At 68.5% G+C, this 16,356-nt stretch carries 13 protein-coding genes; 2 read left to right on the top strand and 11 right to left on the bottom strand.

Annotated elements, in window-relative coordinates; all coding sequences use genetic code 11:
- Window positions 1-522: 522 nt before the first annotated feature.
- From FHS34_RS06670 to FHS34_RS06635, 8 genes are all read right to left on the bottom strand, one after another.
- Window positions 523-972: a hypothetical protein gene (locus tag FHS34_RS06670; protein WP_184962116.1), complete on the bottom strand. Its 450-nt coding sequence runs from the start codon at window positions 970-972 to the stop codon at window positions 523-525.
- Window positions 973-1,016: 44 nt separating this feature from the next.
- Window positions 1,017-2,093, bottom strand: coding sequence for a hypothetical protein (locus FHS34_RS06665; protein WP_184962114.1), 1,077 nt, complete (start codon window positions 2,091-2,093; stop codon window positions 1,017-1,019).
- Complete coding sequence (locus FHS34_RS06660) at window positions 2,090-4,108, bottom strand: hypothetical protein (protein WP_184962112.1); 2,019 nt, start codon at window positions 4,106-4,108, stop codon at window positions 2,090-2,092. Before FHS34_RS06660 ends, FHS34_RS06665 begins: the two co-directional genes overlap by 4 nt.
- Window positions 4,105-4,860 carry a toll/interleukin-1 receptor domain-containing protein gene (locus tag FHS34_RS06655; protein ID WP_184962110.1) on the bottom strand — a complete coding sequence of 252 codons (756 nt, stop codon included), beginning with the start codon at window positions 4,858-4,860 and terminating at the stop codon, window positions 4,105-4,107. The genes FHS34_RS06660 and FHS34_RS06655 overlap by 4 nt, the downstream gene beginning before the upstream one ends.
- A gap of 13 nt (window positions 4,861-4,873) precedes the next feature.
- A complete protein-coding gene (locus FHS34_RS06650; protein ID WP_184962108.1) occupies window positions 4,874-6,166 on the bottom strand; it encodes a helix-turn-helix domain-containing protein in 1,293 nt (430 codons plus the stop codon).
- A gap of 445 nt (window positions 6,167-6,611) precedes the next feature.
- Window positions 6,612-7,340, bottom strand: coding sequence for an SAVMC3_10250 family protein (locus tag FHS34_RS06645; protein WP_184962106.1), 729 nt, complete (start codon window positions 7,338-7,340; stop codon window positions 6,612-6,614).
- 232 nt (window positions 7,341-7,572) lie between these two features.
- The gene (locus tag FHS34_RS06640) at window positions 7,573-8,445 is read right to left on the bottom strand and encodes an IS3 family transposase (protein ID WP_184962104.1); all 873 of its coding nucleotides are present in this window, start codon (window positions 8,443-8,445) and stop codon (window positions 7,573-7,575) included.
- Window positions 8,442-8,759: a transposase gene (locus tag FHS34_RS06635; RefSeq protein ID WP_078960673.1), complete on the bottom strand. Its 318-nt coding sequence runs from the start codon at window positions 8,757-8,759 to the stop codon at window positions 8,442-8,444. Before FHS34_RS06635 ends, FHS34_RS06640 begins: the two co-directional genes overlap by 4 nt.
- A gap of 28 nt (window positions 8,760-8,787) precedes the next feature.
- On the opposite strand from FHS34_RS06635, the gene FHS34_RS06630 reads away from it, so the two are divergent.
- Entirely contained in the window at window positions 8,788-10,596 is a 1,809-nt protein-coding gene (locus FHS34_RS06630; protein WP_184962102.1) for a hypothetical protein, read from the top strand.
- Between the two features lie 47 nt (window positions 10,597-10,643).
- The gene (locus FHS34_RS06625) at window positions 10,644-11,813 is read left to right on the top strand and encodes a serine/threonine-protein kinase (protein WP_184962100.1); all 1,170 of its coding nucleotides are present in this window, start codon (window positions 10,644-10,646) and stop codon (window positions 11,811-11,813) included.
- A 1,387-nt stretch (window positions 11,814-13,200) separates the two neighbouring features.
- On the opposite strand, the gene FHS34_RS06620 is transcribed toward FHS34_RS06625, so the two are convergent.
- The 3 genes from FHS34_RS06620 to FHS34_RS06610 all read right to left on the bottom strand — a co-directional run bounded on the left by FHS34_RS06620 (window position 13,201) and on the right by FHS34_RS06610 (window position 16,355).
- On the bottom strand, window positions 13,201-13,905 hold the full coding sequence (locus FHS34_RS06620; RefSeq protein ID WP_184962098.1) for a hypothetical protein: 705 nt from the start codon (window positions 13,903-13,905) through the stop codon (window positions 13,201-13,203).
- 72 nt (window positions 13,906-13,977) lie between these two features.
- Window positions 13,978-14,325 (bottom strand): DoxX family protein, encoded by a 348-nt coding sequence (locus tag FHS34_RS06615; protein ID WP_184962096.1) that lies wholly within the window; start codon window positions 14,323-14,325, stop codon window positions 13,978-13,980.
- Window positions 14,322-16,355, bottom strand: coding sequence for an acetoacetate--CoA ligase (locus tag FHS34_RS06610; RefSeq protein WP_184962094.1), 2,034 nt, complete (start codon window positions 16,353-16,355; stop codon window positions 14,322-14,324). The genes FHS34_RS06615 and FHS34_RS06610 overlap by 4 nt, the downstream gene beginning before the upstream one ends.
- Window position 16,356: the final 1 nt, after the last annotated feature.

Raw genomic sequence — 16,356 nt, 5'->3', positions numbered from 1 at the left:
GGAGCGCCGCGCGATGCCGCCCGTATGGGCCATCAGGTGCTCCATCTCTTCGGCGCTCAACGGCCGCGGATCCTGCATCCCCTGCACGAACAGGCCGACGAAGACACGGCCACGGGCCAGCGCAGCTTCAGACGGCCTCGGTCCCGGTTACCTCCGCCGCGACACGCGCATTCGGCTTCCCGTCCGCGCACGCCAGGGTGCCACCGGGAGCGAGAACCGCGATCAGGTCGACGCCCGCACGGCCGTGGCGAAGCGCGGCGAGTACCCAGCCCACCGCCGGCAGGACCGGGCGAAGGTGCCCAGACCTCACAGGAGGTCGGCGAGCCCCCGTCACCGGCGACCCGGGCAGCACCCCTGCGGTCAAGGCCGCCGCGGTGACAGCCAGGACGGCGGGCTCCAGCCGTGCCGAGGCAGTCCCCTCCGTCAGAGACTGCAGCCGTGTCAAGGACCGACCACCGGCAAAAGAGGCACGCGGCGTACGAGATCGGGACCCCGGCGTCGACAAGATACCCGGGCCGGCCTTCAGCCCTGCTCCCGGCGCGGGGACGGATCCGGGGTGAAGGCCAGGCCGGTGACGGTGCCGGCCTGGACGATTGGGCCGTGCTGGGTGCCGCCGGAGACGGTGTTGTGCACCGTTGCCGGGCGGCCCGCTGCGGTGGCCACCAGTCGGCGCAACGCGGCTTCGAGCCCACTCAGGTCCTCGCCGGTGAGGGCCCCGGCTTCCACGAGCCGACAGAGATGGCTCTGCCATTCGGCTGCGATGCCGGATGTGGCGCGTTCGTCCGCCGCGGTGCCGGCGAGGAGCAGCCGCGTACGCGCGTCGTCCAGGCTGGTGATCGCGGTGGTGTCCGCGCCCGCACGTGTCAGGAACCGGCCCATCAGTGCGCGGGCGTGGGCCCAGGAATCAGTGACCATGAGGGAGACCAGGGTGGTGGCTCCCGATGCCGCCATCGCGGCCAGTTCGGCGTCCATCGCGTCCTCCTGGATGCGCGGGGATGAAATGTCCTGGTCGGTGGTCAGGCCGTCTCGGCCGGCGGGCCGGGGTCGGGGGCCGGTTCCGTACCGGTGTCGGGGGCGGGAGGCCTCGGCGGATCGAATCGGCGCAGGAGGTCCTCCGCTGTCTCGTGGCGGTTGTGCTGCTCGATGAGCCGCGAGAACTGTCGGGCCAGCATCGCCCGCCGGTCGTCGTCCTCCGTGAAGCCCATGGCCTCGAAGAACCCCGACAGGTGGTCGGCAGCCGAGGGCTCACGGGGCGGGGGAGCTGCGGGCTCCGTGCCGGTGTCCGGCGTCCCGGGTTCTTCCGGCCGGTGCGGCAGCATTTCGAGCAGGCGCTCGGGGATGTCGGTGTCGTTGGCCGCGGAGGTCAACTGGGCCAGCAGGGGGAGGTCGGCCACCGTCTTCGCCACGTGCTCGTCGTTCTTGGTGAGCCACCACACGACGGCGCTGCCGGTGTCCTTGAGGACGTCCTCGCCCAGATACCGGCGCTTGCTCTGCTCGTACTTGCGCTGGTGCTCCCAGACCGCCTCGTCCTTGCGTATGCCGGCGAGCCGGTCCAGACGCTCCTGGTCATCGTCGGGCAACGTGAGGCTGATGTCCTCCGCCATCGCCCGGAGGTGGCCCGTGGAGTCCGGGCACATGCGGCTGAGGGCGCCGCCGAGTTCGTGCTGGAGGAGCGAGGCGTGGCCGGGTTCCCGCTTCTCGGCAATGGCGCGGGCCCGGCCGAGGACCGCGTCGACGGCGAGGCCGGCCGGGTTGAGGACCGTGCCGCGCCCCGGGCCTTCGGCGGAGCACCACCGCACGGTCGCCGAGAAGACGAAGTGGTAGTCGTCCCAGAGGCTTGGGAGCGCCACCCGGTTGACGCGGCACTCGGTCCGCTCCACCGGGGCGGCCGTGAGCTGCTCCTCGAAGCTGACAGGCACCGGGCCGCGGCGCTGTGAGGCCACCCGGAAGACTCCCGCGGGCACCACGAGAAGAAGCACGGCCAGCGCCGGCCAGGTCCAGCCGGGCCATCGCTGCACGAGGCCGACGATGGTCAGCAGCAGGCCGCACAGAACGGTGAGGAACACGGCCGTCGTCTTGCGTGCGGTCGTCATGATCGACCCCCTCTGGCCGATGCCGACGGGGCGGCAGGACCGAGGCCCTGGGCCACGCCGATCTTGTGGAGCAACAGGTCGGTCGTCTCGGCGGAGCGGGCGCCTCCACCCGGAGAAGCACACTCCGCCTGGCGTGCGGCCGCGTACAGCGCGGCGAACGCCGCGCCCCGGTCCTCTCCGCAGCGGTCGGCGGCATCGACCAGCAGGTCGAGCAGGATCTCCTCCCGGTCACCGGCGCCCTCGGCTGCCCAGTGCAACCAGCGCTGCAGCTCTGCCCGGGGTGCCACGCGCCGTCGTCCTTCCGGCCGCGACACCGCGTCGGTCAGCACGGCGCGCCAGCATGTGACCAGCGAGCGTCGGACCCCCTCCTCGTCGACCAGAGCGCGGGTGGTGACGGAGCGGTCCGTGAGCGGCGCCGGATCGCTGACGCGCAGAAAGACGCCCAGGTCGGTCGGTGCGATGTCACCGCGTGCCAGCCGGTCGAGCAGCCTTCGGCGCAGCCGTCGGCTCCCGGCCACCAGATGGCACAGGGCCTGGAGGGCCTGGGCCGTGCCGCGCTCACGCCGGGCGAGATGGTGCAGCCGGATCAGGGCGTGGTCCGGATGGTCCAGCGCGAGGACATCGGCGCAGACCTGGACCAACACATGGGCGAACTCACCGGTCAGCCGGCGGTACGCGCACCACTGGTAGATCCGTTCACGGAAGTCCTTGCCGTGGGCGGGGTCCGCGAGGCCGCAGGTGAGCGCCTGGACCGCCGCCTCCGACCGGGCTCTGCCCACTCCCTGCGCACTCCACCGTTCGGCGAGCGCGGCGAGCGCGTCCGCCCGCCCGGTCCGCAGGTACTCGCCGGCCAGCCTGGCCACTAGCCCGTCGCGGACGTGCGGCACGAGATGAGGGTCGTTCGACTCGACGACCCGCGCGGCCCATACGCCGAGGTGGGGCCGCAGGTCGGGCATGTGATCCCAGAAGTGGGCGCGGACGGCGGAGTCGTAGTCCAGCTCTGTGAACCGCACGCGACCGTCCGGCCCGGAGCGGGCCGAGATCTCCGACAGCCGCTGGGCGAGGTCCTTGCGCTGGAGGAGCGGAGCCTCCTCCTGGGGGGTCCCGACCGTGTTCAGCAGAAGCGCGGCCGCTCGGTGGACGACGTCGGCGTGCGCGCCGTGAAGCATGGACACGGCGATCATCAGGGCGCGTTGGGAGGCCTCGGGTAAACCGACGACGCGGTCGGCGACTTCGGTTCGGCGCCCGGCGCGCGCACGTTTCGCGGCCGCGCACCACTCGGCGAATCCCTCGCCGGGCCCGGCCGTTTCGCGGGCCCGGCGTATGCGGTCGGCGAAATCGGCGATCTCCCGCATCGGTTTGCGTTCGCTCAGGAACTCGTCGACGGTGACGTCGTTCCGGAGGAACTCCTCGTACGGCACACCGTGGGCGCGCAGGTGGCGTCTGAGAACCTCCATGGGGAAGGCCGGCGGTCCGATTTCGACACGGTAGTGCTGGAGGTTGGGATCGAGAGCGCCGTCGTGCGGCATGACGACGACGAGCTGGGCCCGCCGCTCGCGCACCGTCTGGCGCAGGGCGGGCAGGTCGCCCCGCGCCGCATGCCAGAGACGGGCCTCGGCGGTGGACAGGTCGAGCAGCAGCCGGTCGCCCGGGTCGACGAAAGCCGGGTCGCGCAGTGGCAGCTCGTCTCGTTCGTCGGGCAGGAGTTCGCGGAAGGCCCCGCCGGGACGGTGGTGTTCACGCAACAGTACGCGGGCCGTGGCCGAGCGGCCGCTGCCGGGAGCACCGTCGAGGATGACGGTGCCCGTCTCCTCCAGCGTGGTGCGGGCCCTGCCCATGTTGACCGGAGCGACCAACACTCGCCGGGTCCAGCGCAGTTGGTCATCGGGAAGCTGCCGGAAGACCGGCTTTCGGGGCTCGTGCGCAGCGGCACCGAGGCTGACGTAGATGTGGCCGTCGCCCGTGTGCGTGACGCCCTGCGTGCTCTCGACCCGGGTGGTGTGCTCCGTGCTCACCGGCGGTCGTCCTGGGGCCGCTCCGGCTCCCCGAACCGCTGGTGGACGTCCCCGTGGTGGTCACCCTCGGTGTATGTCGTCCCGGTGCCCGAGATGTAGCGGTCGCCTGACACATGGCGTGAGTTGTTGTAGATGCTGCCGTTGCCCGTGTGGACCGTGCCGTGGGAGCTCTTCACGATCGTGCCGCCGACGTCACCGCTGAAGGCGCCCGCTTGGACGGACGTTCCGCTCACGTCCCGGATCGAGTTGTGCACGGTGGTCGACGCCGGCGACGGCTCGCCGTCGCTCAGGTCCCGCAGCTCGGGGACCAGCTCGGCGACCAGATCACCGATCCGCCGGACGCCGGCCTCGGTGTCGTGGGTGCTGTCGAACGGCACGGACTGCAGATCGGCGAGCCGCGCCAGCTCCGAGGGCAGGGCCGCCTTGCTCAACCGGTCGGTCTTGCGGCCGTCCAGCACCGGCACGACGACGAGCCCGCACTCGAACGCGGCCTCGATCTCCTTGCGCACCCAGTCGTCGGGATCCTGCAGCCGACTGCGGAAGTTCGTCCAGTCCGGTCCTACGACGGCCAGCAACACGGAGCTGCGGCGTAACGAGGTCAGCAGAGCCCCGGGGTAGGCGTCCCCTGGGGTGATGGACCTGGACGCGCGGAAGACACGGTCCTGGCCGAAGCGCCGTGACAACTCCTGGTCGAGGAGGGCCGCGGTCCGCTCACCGTCGCCGGTGCGGTAGTTGATGAACACGTGGGGCATGCCAGTGACTCCTTCAGATGGTGGACGAGTGCGACAACGTGCCGAGTCGCGGTCCTAGACGACGTACGGAGGAATGGTTCGCGTGGCGCGCCAGGACGCGCGTGAGCCGCCTCAGGTCGGTCGTGACCGTGGCGGAACCCACAACCTCCACCCCGTCGAGGAGGGGTGCCGCCAGGTCACAGGCGTGGTCGATCTCACCGGCCGACGCGTAGGCGAGTGCGCGGCGGACGCCGTACCTGACCTGGGTGCGGACCGCATCCTCGCCGACCAGGGCGAGTTGCCGGTCCAGCTCCACGCCCGCCTCGCGCGGCCGCCCGAGATCGACCAGGCACCAGCCGGTGACCATGCCGACCGGATCGGGAAGGTGCATGGTGCCGATCACCGGCTCGTCGGTCCCGTCGTCCTGGAGGGCAAGAAACGCACGCGCGCGGTCCAGCGCGTGCAGACAGGCCCGGTGGTCACCCGCCAGGGCGTGGCCCTGGGCTTCGCGCTGCGCGGCGAGCCCGCGGATCCGCGGGGGCAGGGCGCCGCTCTGCGCGCGACGGGCCAGAGCGATCGTCTGCTCGGCGTCGTCCCGGTACAGCGTGATCAGGGCCCGGCGGACCAGCGCATAACCGGCCAGCGCCCGGTCGCCGCCGGCGGCCGCCAGATCGACCGCGCGCTGCGTCCACCACAGGGCCGCCCGCTCGTCCCCGGTCTCCTGCACCAGCCAGCCGACGTATTCGGCGTACCGGGAGCCGAGGGCTAGCAGGTGGCGCCGGGTGCCGCTGTCACAGTGGGCGGACAGTTCCCGCAGGGTGTGCGTCTGTGCGATCAGAACGGGCAGGAGCAGACCGGGCGCCACCGTCTGGCCGAGTCTGCGGCAGTGGGTGAACAGCGAGCGGGAGGCTTCCAGCATCCCTGCGCTCGCGGCCGGCGAGGCCGGGCCCGCGCTGTCGGACCGCCACGCCATCAGCGAGGAGACACCGGCGCCCACGACTTCTCGTCGGCCCACGGGCTGGAAGGTGTTCGGACCGTCCGGCGACAACTGCATGATCCAGTCCTCCTCGTGGACATGGCCCGGCGCCGGATCGACGGGCGGGTTGGTGGTCTCCGGTGCGAGCAGGGCCAGCAGGGCCCCGCCGGCCCCGAGGGCGGCGTCGCACAGACGAGCGAGGTCACGGCTGGGGACCTTCAGGCCCCGCTCCACCTTGCTCAACTGCGCCTTGCTGTAGTGCACGGAGCCGGACAGCGAGGTGAGGCTGAGCCCCGCCTCCAGACGCCGCTTCCTCAACTCCTCGCCGAACCCGATGGACGGCTGTGGCACGGAAACCTCCAACCCCTCCCGCCCTGGACCGAGTCGGCGTTGCACGAAAGCGTGCGGCAGTCGGGCCGGAGCGGACAAGGTGATCGATGCTGTTTCCCGTTTCCTTCTCCGACATGGGAACGCAGATGCGCGGCAGGGAGGACCGGACGACCTGGAAGCCGTACCGAGAAGAAGCGCTCCGCGGCGCGGTGACAGGGGGCGCGCGCCAGGAGGGGGGCCGCCAGGTTCCTCCGCCGCGTGTGGGTGCCTCACAGGAGACGACCTGGCACAGGTTGTAGAGACCGTCCTTGAGTGTCCACGTCAGTCCAGGACGGTGCTTAGTAGCAGGTCATGGCATCGCGGTCCGGGGGAGTCGGCGTAGTGGGTGACAGACGTGTAAGAAGCGTGAGACGGACCGCGTTGTAGTGCGAGTGGTGGCCGGGGTGTCCGGAGTGGCCGCGACACTTCACTCGGGGACGGCCGTCGCGTACTCCACGATGAGCGGGCTCGCGACTACGCACGGCCCATTGGAACTGCTAGTGGAGAGCACCCCAGTGACCCGCGCGTATCCGGTCATCAAAGCGGATGTGTCAAGGCTGAGATCTTCATCGTCCAGGGCGTGCAACAGCTCCCGTACGCCTCGGCCGTGCAGAGCGGGAGCTGTCCGTGATGCGGTCTGATCTGCCGCCATAGGGTCGCGGTGTCTGGTGAGTGCCTCGACGACCTGGCCGGCCCTCGTGACGAATGCATGCCCCAGACTGGAGGCCGAGTTCCCCACCTCCAACACGGGTCCGTCGACTGACATCGGGTTCCAGCCTCGCAAGTGCCGGACGGAACCGTGCATCAGCAGACGGCAACTCTGATCGGATGCCAGGTGCATGTCTCTTCCGGGCCGGTCCACGAAGAGCACGAGATCCTCGTGGGCGCCACTGAGCGTCACGCATCGGAGAGGAACCTCGTACTGAACCCACTGACCAGGTCGCAGCCCCGGCTTCTCGTACCAGTCCGCGACACGTTCCACGTGTCGGTACACCTGGCGCAGGTGCCGACTCTGCTCTTCGTCCGTGGTCGGCGCGTCCATGTCGATGCCACCGAACGGCGTAGTCACGCGAAGAGTACCCGCACGCGGGGCGCGCCGCGGCTCGGGCATGAACTGCCGCAGTTTGCTCTCCGACAAGTAGACGATCTCGCGCAAGGGGCTTCCTCCGTCAGGTGCGCCGGGCACGTGGCACGTCATAGTGCCATCCCGCACTGACAACGGCCGCCGACAGACAACCACCTGATCAATTGCGCCAGTTCATTATGGCCCGCGCACGTTGACCGGATAATGAGCGGGCGCGCACTGCGTGACACGAGGAGCCCGGGGGATGTCATGGAAGACCGGTACTGAGCTTGTTCCGCTTTGACGGACACCATCGGTGTGGTGGTCATGCTGCGAGTGCGGTCTCATATTCGGCGGGACTGCGGTAGCCGAGGCTGCTGTGCAGACGGTGCAAGTTGTACCAGCCCTCGATGAAATCGAAGATCGCGGTTCGGGCGGCGGCCCTGCTGGGCGAGGAGGTCGTGTCGAGCAACTCCCTCTTGACGGTCTCGAAGAATGACTCGGCGAGTGCGTTGTCCCAGCACTGTCCGGTGCGGCCGACCGACAGACGCACCCCCAACTGGTCTGCCAGTACGGCGAATTGTCGGCTGGTGTACTGACAGCCACGATCCGAGTGGAAGATCACCGGCCGGGTGGGACGGCGCTTGCGGCAGGCGGCCGTGAGGGCATCGGCGACCAGATCGGTCCGCAGATGGTCGGCCGTCGCCCAGCCGACCACACGACGGGAGGCGATGTCGATGACGGTGGCCAGATAGAGCCAGCCCTCCTCCGTGGCGATGTAGGTGATGTCGCCGCACCAGCGGGCATCCAAGCCGGCGGGGTCGGGCTGGAAGTCCCGGACGACGAGATCGGGCCGCAGGGCAGCCCGTGGATCAGGAATCGTCGTCAGGTGCCGTCGTCTGCGGTGTCGGCCCTGCAGGCCGGCAGCCCGCATCAGCCGCGCGACACGTCGGCGGCCGCATCCGGCGCCTGCCCGCTTGAGCACGGCATGGACGCGCGGGGCGCCGTACGTTCCCCGCGATCTCGTGTGGACGTCGGCGATCTGTTCCGCCAGCTCGGCATCACGGACCGCGCGGGGACCAGGCTTGGCAGCGCGGCGGGCATAGAAGGCGGTCCGGGAGACCTTCAACAGCTCACACGCTCGTTTGACGCTGTGACCTGCCCGCTTCTCCGCCTCGATGAACGGGTGCACCGTCACCGGGTCTCCTTCGCGAAGAAAGCCGTGGCCCGCTTGAGGATGTCGACGTCCTCACGCAGACGGCGGTTCTCCCGCCGCAATGCGGCCAGTTCCTCGCGTTCGCTGCTGGTCAGGCCGTCCCGCTCGCCCGCATCGACCTCGGCCTGCTTCACCCAGTCACGCACCGCTGTCTCGGTCAGATCGAAGTCCTTGGCGATCTGACCGACCGAGCGGTCACCGCGTCGGCACAGCTCGACGATCTCCGCTTTGAACTCCGGCGTGAACGAGCGACGAGGGCGAGGCTTCTTCTTCCCCATGCTCTCCATGATGGACATCCTCCCGGGGCTGAACCCCTGATCTCGGATGTCCGTCAAAGCGGATCAAGCCCAGTACGAAGCGGACTCGACACTGGAGCGACTCCGCGAACGAGTGGAGGGCATAGGGCAGAGCCAGACTCGGCACGAGGGCAAGCTGGACGGTTTCGAGGAGAACCTCCACGGCGTACGAGCACACGTCGGCAAGCTCAGCAGCGAACTCGCCGAAGTTCGCCAAGAGCTAGCGGGGCTGGAAAGCGCGGTTACCGACACACGTCTGACCCTCGACAGCTTCATCGAACAGTACGGCCGCGACCGAGAGGTGGCCACGGCTCAGGCCGAGCTGTCACGCCTGACCACCCAATGGCATGCGGACTTCGCCCAGCGCAAGCACACGCGCGCACTGGCCCGAGGACTCGTTCACACCCTCACCGCGCACGCCGTCAACAGGGGAGTCGTCAATACAGCCACGGTGCGAGCCTGTACAGAGGAACGCATGCTCCTCGAACCGACATACTGGCTGGCACCGGCTGCCATGACGGTAGCAGCCGCATTCCGCAACGAGGTGGAACGGGGCGAGAGCGCCCACGCGCACGCGCTCATGCTGGACGCTGCCAAAACCAACCTCTTCTTCGCACTGACCTACTCCCGTCTCGGAGACCAGGTGAAGGCGGCCAACTGTATGGACCTCTACCTGCAATCACTTGATCCCGACGAACTCGGCCAGGATTTCTTCGTGGTCTTGGACGCCATCGCGAGCAAGGAACTGGGAGAGGAGGCGCTCGGCTATACGCAGTTGGCCATGACGGGATGGAGCCAGAGCAGGCAGCTCACTCCGGGTAGTTCCTACCCGGCTGCCGACCTGGCCGATGGCGGCCAGTGCGAGGTTCGGCTGCAGAGCCTGTGCCGACGCATGCCCAGGGGGCAGTACGACGCACTGCGCAAGGTATGCGGGCCGCAGTGGGAATCGCTCGCGGAAGGCTGGGAGCTCGCATCAGTGTCCGGCAGAACACTGGCTCATCTCAGGCGCACATTCCCGGACGGGCCGAACGGCGTCGACTGGCCCGACAGCGCCGGCCACTACGTCGAAAGTGCCCTGGAGCGACTCATCAACCAACTCGAACCCGATGAGGCAGACATGAGGGAGGGGATGCGGTGGCTCGAGCGTGTCATCGAGCATGGGGGAGACCTCGAAGCTGCCAAGGCGGCACACGAGATGTCCCTCGGCCCGGACGCGGAACCAGTGACCTTCATGACGCTCCTCGACCAGGCCGCCTTCGAACCGGCCACAGCACGGCTCGGCTCTGCGGCCCGCCGCATGGCCCTTCGTGCTCTCTGGCCGAGCTTGGAGCACGCCGCCAACCGAATAGTGGCGGCCTCCCGGTACCACCTTCCTCAGCACGTCACCCTGAGCATCGCCGACTGGTCCTGCACCGTTCCGACGGATCCCCAACGGATGGTCGACCCGGGCTCGCTCCTCGATGACCTGGCGACGCACATCAAGCGGCAGACGCAGGAGCAGTCGGACGCGGTCGTACGCAGATGGCCGCGCATCTGGGGCGCCCTGGCGATCGGAACCCTCACCGGGTCACTCGTGGTGCCGTTCCTCGAGGGCGTATCGCTGGGGCTGTTCCTCCTGGTCGCCCTTGCGATGTTCGGGTGGGCGGCGTGGGAGATTTGCGGTGTTCCACTGCGCAGGAAGCACGTGCTCGATCAGGGGGGCCGGCTACAGCATGAGGCCGTCGCAACGTTGGCGAAGGCTCTGGACCAACGTGAGGACTTCTTCGAGGAATGGCATGAGTCGATGGGGGAACTGACGGCCCTCACCATGTGGGGAGGTGATCGCACACCGCACTGACCATGAGCCCATCGTGTGGTGTGGCGAGTGAACGGAAGAGGATACGGGTGGACACCTTCCCACTGATCGGCGGTCGTTACCAGCAGAAGGGTGGCCCTGCCAGAGGCGCAATGGGCGATGTGTGGACGGTCGAGGACACGAAACTCGGCCGCACCGTGGCTCTGAAATTCCTTGCTCGGCGCCGACTCGCCCAGCAGGGAGCCCTCACGGAGTTCGTCGATTCGACGGTAAAGATGTTCGAACGTGAAGGTCTGGCCATGGCGCGGATCAACCACCCCCACGTCGCGCACATCTACGACACCGGAGAACATGACGGCGAGTTGTACATCGTCATGGAGTACGTAGAGGGCAAGTCACTCGCTGAGCACCTGAAGACGGGTGCGACTCTCGCTCTCGAGCCAGCCGTGCGCTGGACCCGTCAGATATGCGAAGGGCTCGAGGCCGCACACAAGGCCAAGGTGCTCCACCGCGACATCAAGCCCGACAACATCATGATCACGCAGGAACGTGATGTGAAGATCGTCGACTTCGGGCTGGCGTTCCTCGCCGACGTCACCCAGTCGCAGACGACCGCAGGTACCCCGCTCTACAAGGCACCGGAGCGGTGGAGCGGTGAACAAGGAAGTCTGCGCAGCGACTTGTACTCCGTAGGCTGCGTCCTGTACGAGATGCTGACAGGCCGCCCACCGTTCGGCAGCCCTGGAGACGACGTCATGGCCGTGGGCAGGATGCACCAGGAGAACACACCGGCACCCCCGAGCGCACACCGCCCCGGCGTTCCCCCTCAGCTGGATTCCATTGTTCAAATGCTGCTGGCCAAGGACCCGGCGCGTCGCCCGAAGAGCGCCCAAACGGTGGCGGATACGGTGAGAGGGGTCCAGCATGTCCTGGATGCCGCGGGCCTGGCTGGTGCGGCTGAAGAGGCCGACCAGTTGGAGACGTCCGCCACCGATGCCGGCCTCTCCGGAAGCATTCGAGCCCTGGATCGCCGTATCTTCGACCTCGAGCGCAGGTTCGGACCGAGGGACCAGGCCGTGATCGACGCACGCGGGAAACACGCTGAACTCACCGGTCAGTCAGGTGACGCACGAGGAGCCGTGGCTCTCTACAACCGGCTCGGCCATGACTGCCAGGACTTCTTCGGACCCTACGATGTACGAGCGCTGAGCGCTTTCGAGGGCGTCGCACGATGGATTGCAGAAGCGGGCAAAAAGTGAAATATAAACCGGCGTTGAGATGCTCACCCCCCTCGGACTGGGCCGCCGTAAGCGCGAACGTTGTGGCCTGGGGATGTGATCGGCCGATCACCACCCGTTTCAATCACGTGTCCCGGCAGGCCAAGGCGGAAGGTGTTCACGCAAAGCCCTCCGCGGCCGTGCGGAAAAGCTTCTTGTTCGCGAACTCCTCGATGCCTGGTCGGTCCAGCTCGCGGCCGAAGCCGTAGCGCTTCCACCGGAGGGGAGTTCCGCTACCTCCGCGCCTACGGAACCTTCGACCGGCTCCTGGCCGCAGCCCGGCGACAGGCGGAGGTGGACTGACTCGGCGCACTCGATCAACCATCGTCAGGGCCCATCAGCACGGCCGCGGCAACCGAAATGATCACTGCGGCACCGACGATGCCTAACGCCGGCCTGCCGGACCGCGCCCATGGTCGCGGCCCATAAGTGCCCAGCCGAGGCGCTTGAAGAAGCCCTCACCGCTGCGAAACCGCACCCGAAGCTCTTTACCGCGAGAGAGCGGGTTACTGTCAGTAACGAGCGTTGGTGCGTGTCTTCAGGGCCGCCGCCGGCCAGGGCGGGTGCCTCCCCCTTCGCCGGCCAGCACGAAGGGTTCCGGTGCTGGTTCGGTGCTGACCTGGAAGGGTCAACATCGGGAAAGCCGCAGGTCCTAGCCCTGATCGAAGGAGTTGTCGTACCACTCGATGGTGGTCCCGATGAGGCTGGCGGCGACGATGCGGGGGAGGCTGGACGGGGCTGGTGGAGCGCTTGCGGGCGACGACATCGGCACCACTTCCTGGCGTTCGACGGGGACGTTTGCGTGTCGCCACACCGTAGGAACGCGCAGGTCAGAGGCGTATGTGGTGGGACACCATAGTTTTGGGAGTGGGAGTGCGTGCGCACCCCATGGGGGCGCTGCCAGGGCCTCGGTGACGGCCGCAATGAGGCCGCGAAGGGTGCTGTCCGAGTTGCACTGGTCGGGCATGATTTGGCGGCGCCGTGCTCACTCCCGTGCTGACTTGGTGCTGACTACGCTGCGTAGAACTCCGGCATGATTCGCAGATCGGACGTAGCAGTGTTGGGATGGCCTGCGGGGCGCGAGTTGTGTACCGCAGCGCAGGCGAAGCCCGGATGATAGAAGCGGCTGTATCAGTCCGCCGAGTGTCGTGGTGCGGTTGGCGTGTCAGGGTTCGTCATGTGGCGGACGGTCATGCTTCGCCAGTTGAGTCGAGCGCTTAGCAGGTTCTTCGTTTTGCTGGTGGTACACGGCCTCACCCGCTTCTGACCTGCACTTATGTGCAGTGCCTCGTAAACGTGCAGGTCAGAGCGTTGCGATCGTCGTGCAGGCTGCTCGATTTGTGGGGACGGCGGGGTCATGAAGGCTTGATCAGCGGCTCGTGTCGGCGTCACCTTCGTCATTCGGAGGGTCTTTCTGTCTCCTGCCGCCCGGAGGGGAGCCGTCCCCGTGCTCTTCCAGCAGCTCGAAGAGCGCGGCGTCCGCTCTTTTCTGGTCTTCCTTCGTCAGTCCGAGCGCTGCGTTGTTGTAGACGGTGTAGCGATCTGGATCGATGATGTTGGCGGCCCTCAAGCTGAACGTCAGCAAGGGGCGCCAACCCTTGCGGTGGCCGACCCGCACTTGTAGCTGGGCCTTGTAGTCACGGGCCTCCGGGAGGAATCCGGAAAACGGTGCCTCGAACTCGATGAAGAGTTGTTGCGCTTGTCTGCCGGGCACGACGAATCCGGCCGGCAGCTTCGCTTCCTCGTCCGGCTCCGGCTGGAGGCGGGACGGTGAGGAGACCCACAGCAGTGGCAGATGGGAGGCGGGCTCATCAGGGAAGGTCAGGATGATGTCCTGTACGACGATCGGTTTGGGACCGGTGTTGTGCAGGATGAGCGGCAGCCGTAGACGTGCCGTGGAACCGTCGACGATCGCCGCGAAGGCATGAGGCTCCCACGCCTGCAGGCATCCCTGTCGCGCGTGGAGCCACCAGAACGACGCGACGGTGAAGAGCAGTGCGCAGGCTGACACCACACTGGCACCGGTAAGCGATGAGGACGCGATCTGATCCGCCGCGACCATCAGCGGAACCACGGATTCAGTCTGCCAGCCCCATCACGGGCTCGCTAACAGGACGAGTGGCCGCCGGCAGTCCCCCGGAACGGGTCAGCGGCCGGGGAGGAGTACGAGATACCACGCGACCAGGGCCGCGCACGCCACCGCCGGGATGAGCTTGGGCAGCCCGTCGCCCTTGCGTGCGTGCGTGGTCACGGCACCGGCGAGCAGCATCAGCAGTCCCATGCCGGCCAGGCCACCGCACAGCCGTACGACCGGGCCGAGGGCCACGCCGATGGCGCCCGCCAGCTCCAGGGCGCCGATCACCCGGTAGGCCGCGGTGGTGAAGCCGGCGTGGGCGGCCAGGTCGGGCATCGGACCCAGGGCAAGGATCTTGGCCGCGCCGAGCAGGGCGAAGATCAACGCGATGAGAGAGGTCAGTGAGGTGGTCAGGATCATGAGACGCCCTTGGGGGTGTGCGGGCGGCGGGCCTGGCGGCGTTCGGCTCCCAGGTCGGCGAAGTAGGCGATCAGGTCGGGGTTGTCGACCGCGGAGGGATTGAGGACCTGCTCGGCGCGGGTGCCCTGGAGGAGGCGCTTGACGGGGACCTCGAGCTTCTTGCCGGTCTTCGTGTGCGGGATGGCCGGCACGGCGAGGATCTCGTCGGGGACGTGGCGGGGTGAGGCGCCGGTGCGGATCGCGTCGCGGATCTTCTCGCACAGGGACTCGTCCAGACCGACCCCGTCGGCGAGGACCACGAAGAGCGGCATCCAGTAGCCGCCGTCGGGTTCCTCTGCACCGATGACGAGGGCCTCGGCGATCTCAGGGAGGTGTTCGACGATGTCGTGAATGTCGGCGCTGCCCAGGCGCACGCCGTTGCGGTTGAGCGTGGCGTCGGAGCGACCGTGCACGATCACCGAGCCGTGCGAGGTGAGGGTGATCCAGTCGCCGTGCCGCCACACGCCCGGGTAGGCGGTGAAGTAGGCGCCGTGGTAACGGCTGCCGTCGGGGTCGTTCCAGAAGTACAGCGGCATGGAGGGCATCGGGTGGGTGACGACCAGTTCGCCGACCTGGTCGAGGACCGGCCGTCCGTCCTCGTCGTAGGCCGCGAGCGCCACGCCGAGGTTGGGTGCCGACAGTTCACCCGCCCACACCGGGGTGGTGGGGGCGCTGCCGGCGAAGGCGGAGACGACGTCCGTGCCGCCGCTGGTGGAGGCCGGCTGGACGCCTGCGCCGACGTGGTCGCGGACCCAGGGGTAGGCGGAGGCGGGCAGGGCGGAGCCGGTGCAGCCGATGACGCGGATCGACGACAGGTCGTGCACGGCGGGTTCGATGCCGAGTTTGGCCATGGCCAGCAGGTATTGGGGGCTGGTGCCGAAGACGGTGACCTTGTGGCGGGCCGCCAGTTCCCACAGGATGTCCGGGCGCGTGACCGGGGCGGGGCTGCCGTCGTAGGTGCAGGTGGTGGCACCGGTCAGCAGGGTGGAGACGACCAGGTTCCACATCATCCAGTGGGTCGTGGTGTACCACAGCAAGCGGTCCCCGACGCCCAGGTCGCAGTGCAGGCCGAGGATCTTGAGGTGCTCCAGCAGGACGCCGCCGTGCCCGTGGACGATGCCCTTGGGCAGGCCGGTGGTGCCGGAGGAGAAGACGATCCACAGCGGGTGGTCGAAGGGCACCGGGGTGATGGTGAGGTACTCGGCGCGGGTGGCCGCGTCCTGCCAGGGAACCGTCAGTCCCGCGGTGCGGGTCTCGGGCCAGGCGAATCCCAGATGATCCACGAGCACCGTGGCTTTCAGCGTGGGCAGGGCGCCGGCCAGGTCGAGTGAGGCGGCGCGGCGGTCGTGGGTGGTGCCGTTGAAGAGGTAGCCGTCCGCGGTGATGAGCACGGTGGGTTCGAGCTGGGTGAAGCGGTCGGCGGCGGCCTTGGGTGCGTAGTCCTGGCCGCACACGGACCACACCGCGCCCAGGCTGGCGGTGGCGAGGAAGGCGATGACGGCGTGGGGGGTGTTGGGCAGGTAGCCGACCACCCGGTCGCCCGTTCCGACGCCGAGGTCGCGCAGGGTGGCCGCGACGGAGGCGACCTGGGCGCGTAGCTCCCTGCCCGTGATCTCGTAGCCGGCTCCGGTCTCGTCCAGTGCGGTGATCGCGGGTGCGTCCGGGTGCAGGTTGCGCAGCGCGTGGTGGGCGTAGTTGAGGGTGGCGCCGGGGAACCAGCGGGCGCCGGGCATGGTCTCCTCGGCCAGCACCCGCTCGTACGGCGTGGTCGCGTCGATGTCGAAGTACCTCCACACCGCCGCCCAGAAGCTCTCCAGGTCGGTGACGGACCAGTGGTGCAGGGACTGGTAGTCGGTGGGGTCCTGGAGCCCTTCGGCGTGATGGTGCCGGGCGGCCCAGCGGGCGAAGTCCGCGATGCGGCTGTTGGCGGCCGCCTTCGGGTCCGGTGGCAGGAAGGGCTCCGGATACTCGGGGGCGCGCGGGGTGGTCATG

Source organism: Streptomyces echinatus, from assembly GCF_014203595.1.
Taxonomy (GTDB): domain Bacteria; phylum Actinomycetota; class Actinomycetes; order Streptomycetales; family Streptomycetaceae; genus Streptomyces; species Streptomyces echinatus.
This window is presented reverse-complemented; position numbering and strand designations above follow the sequence as displayed.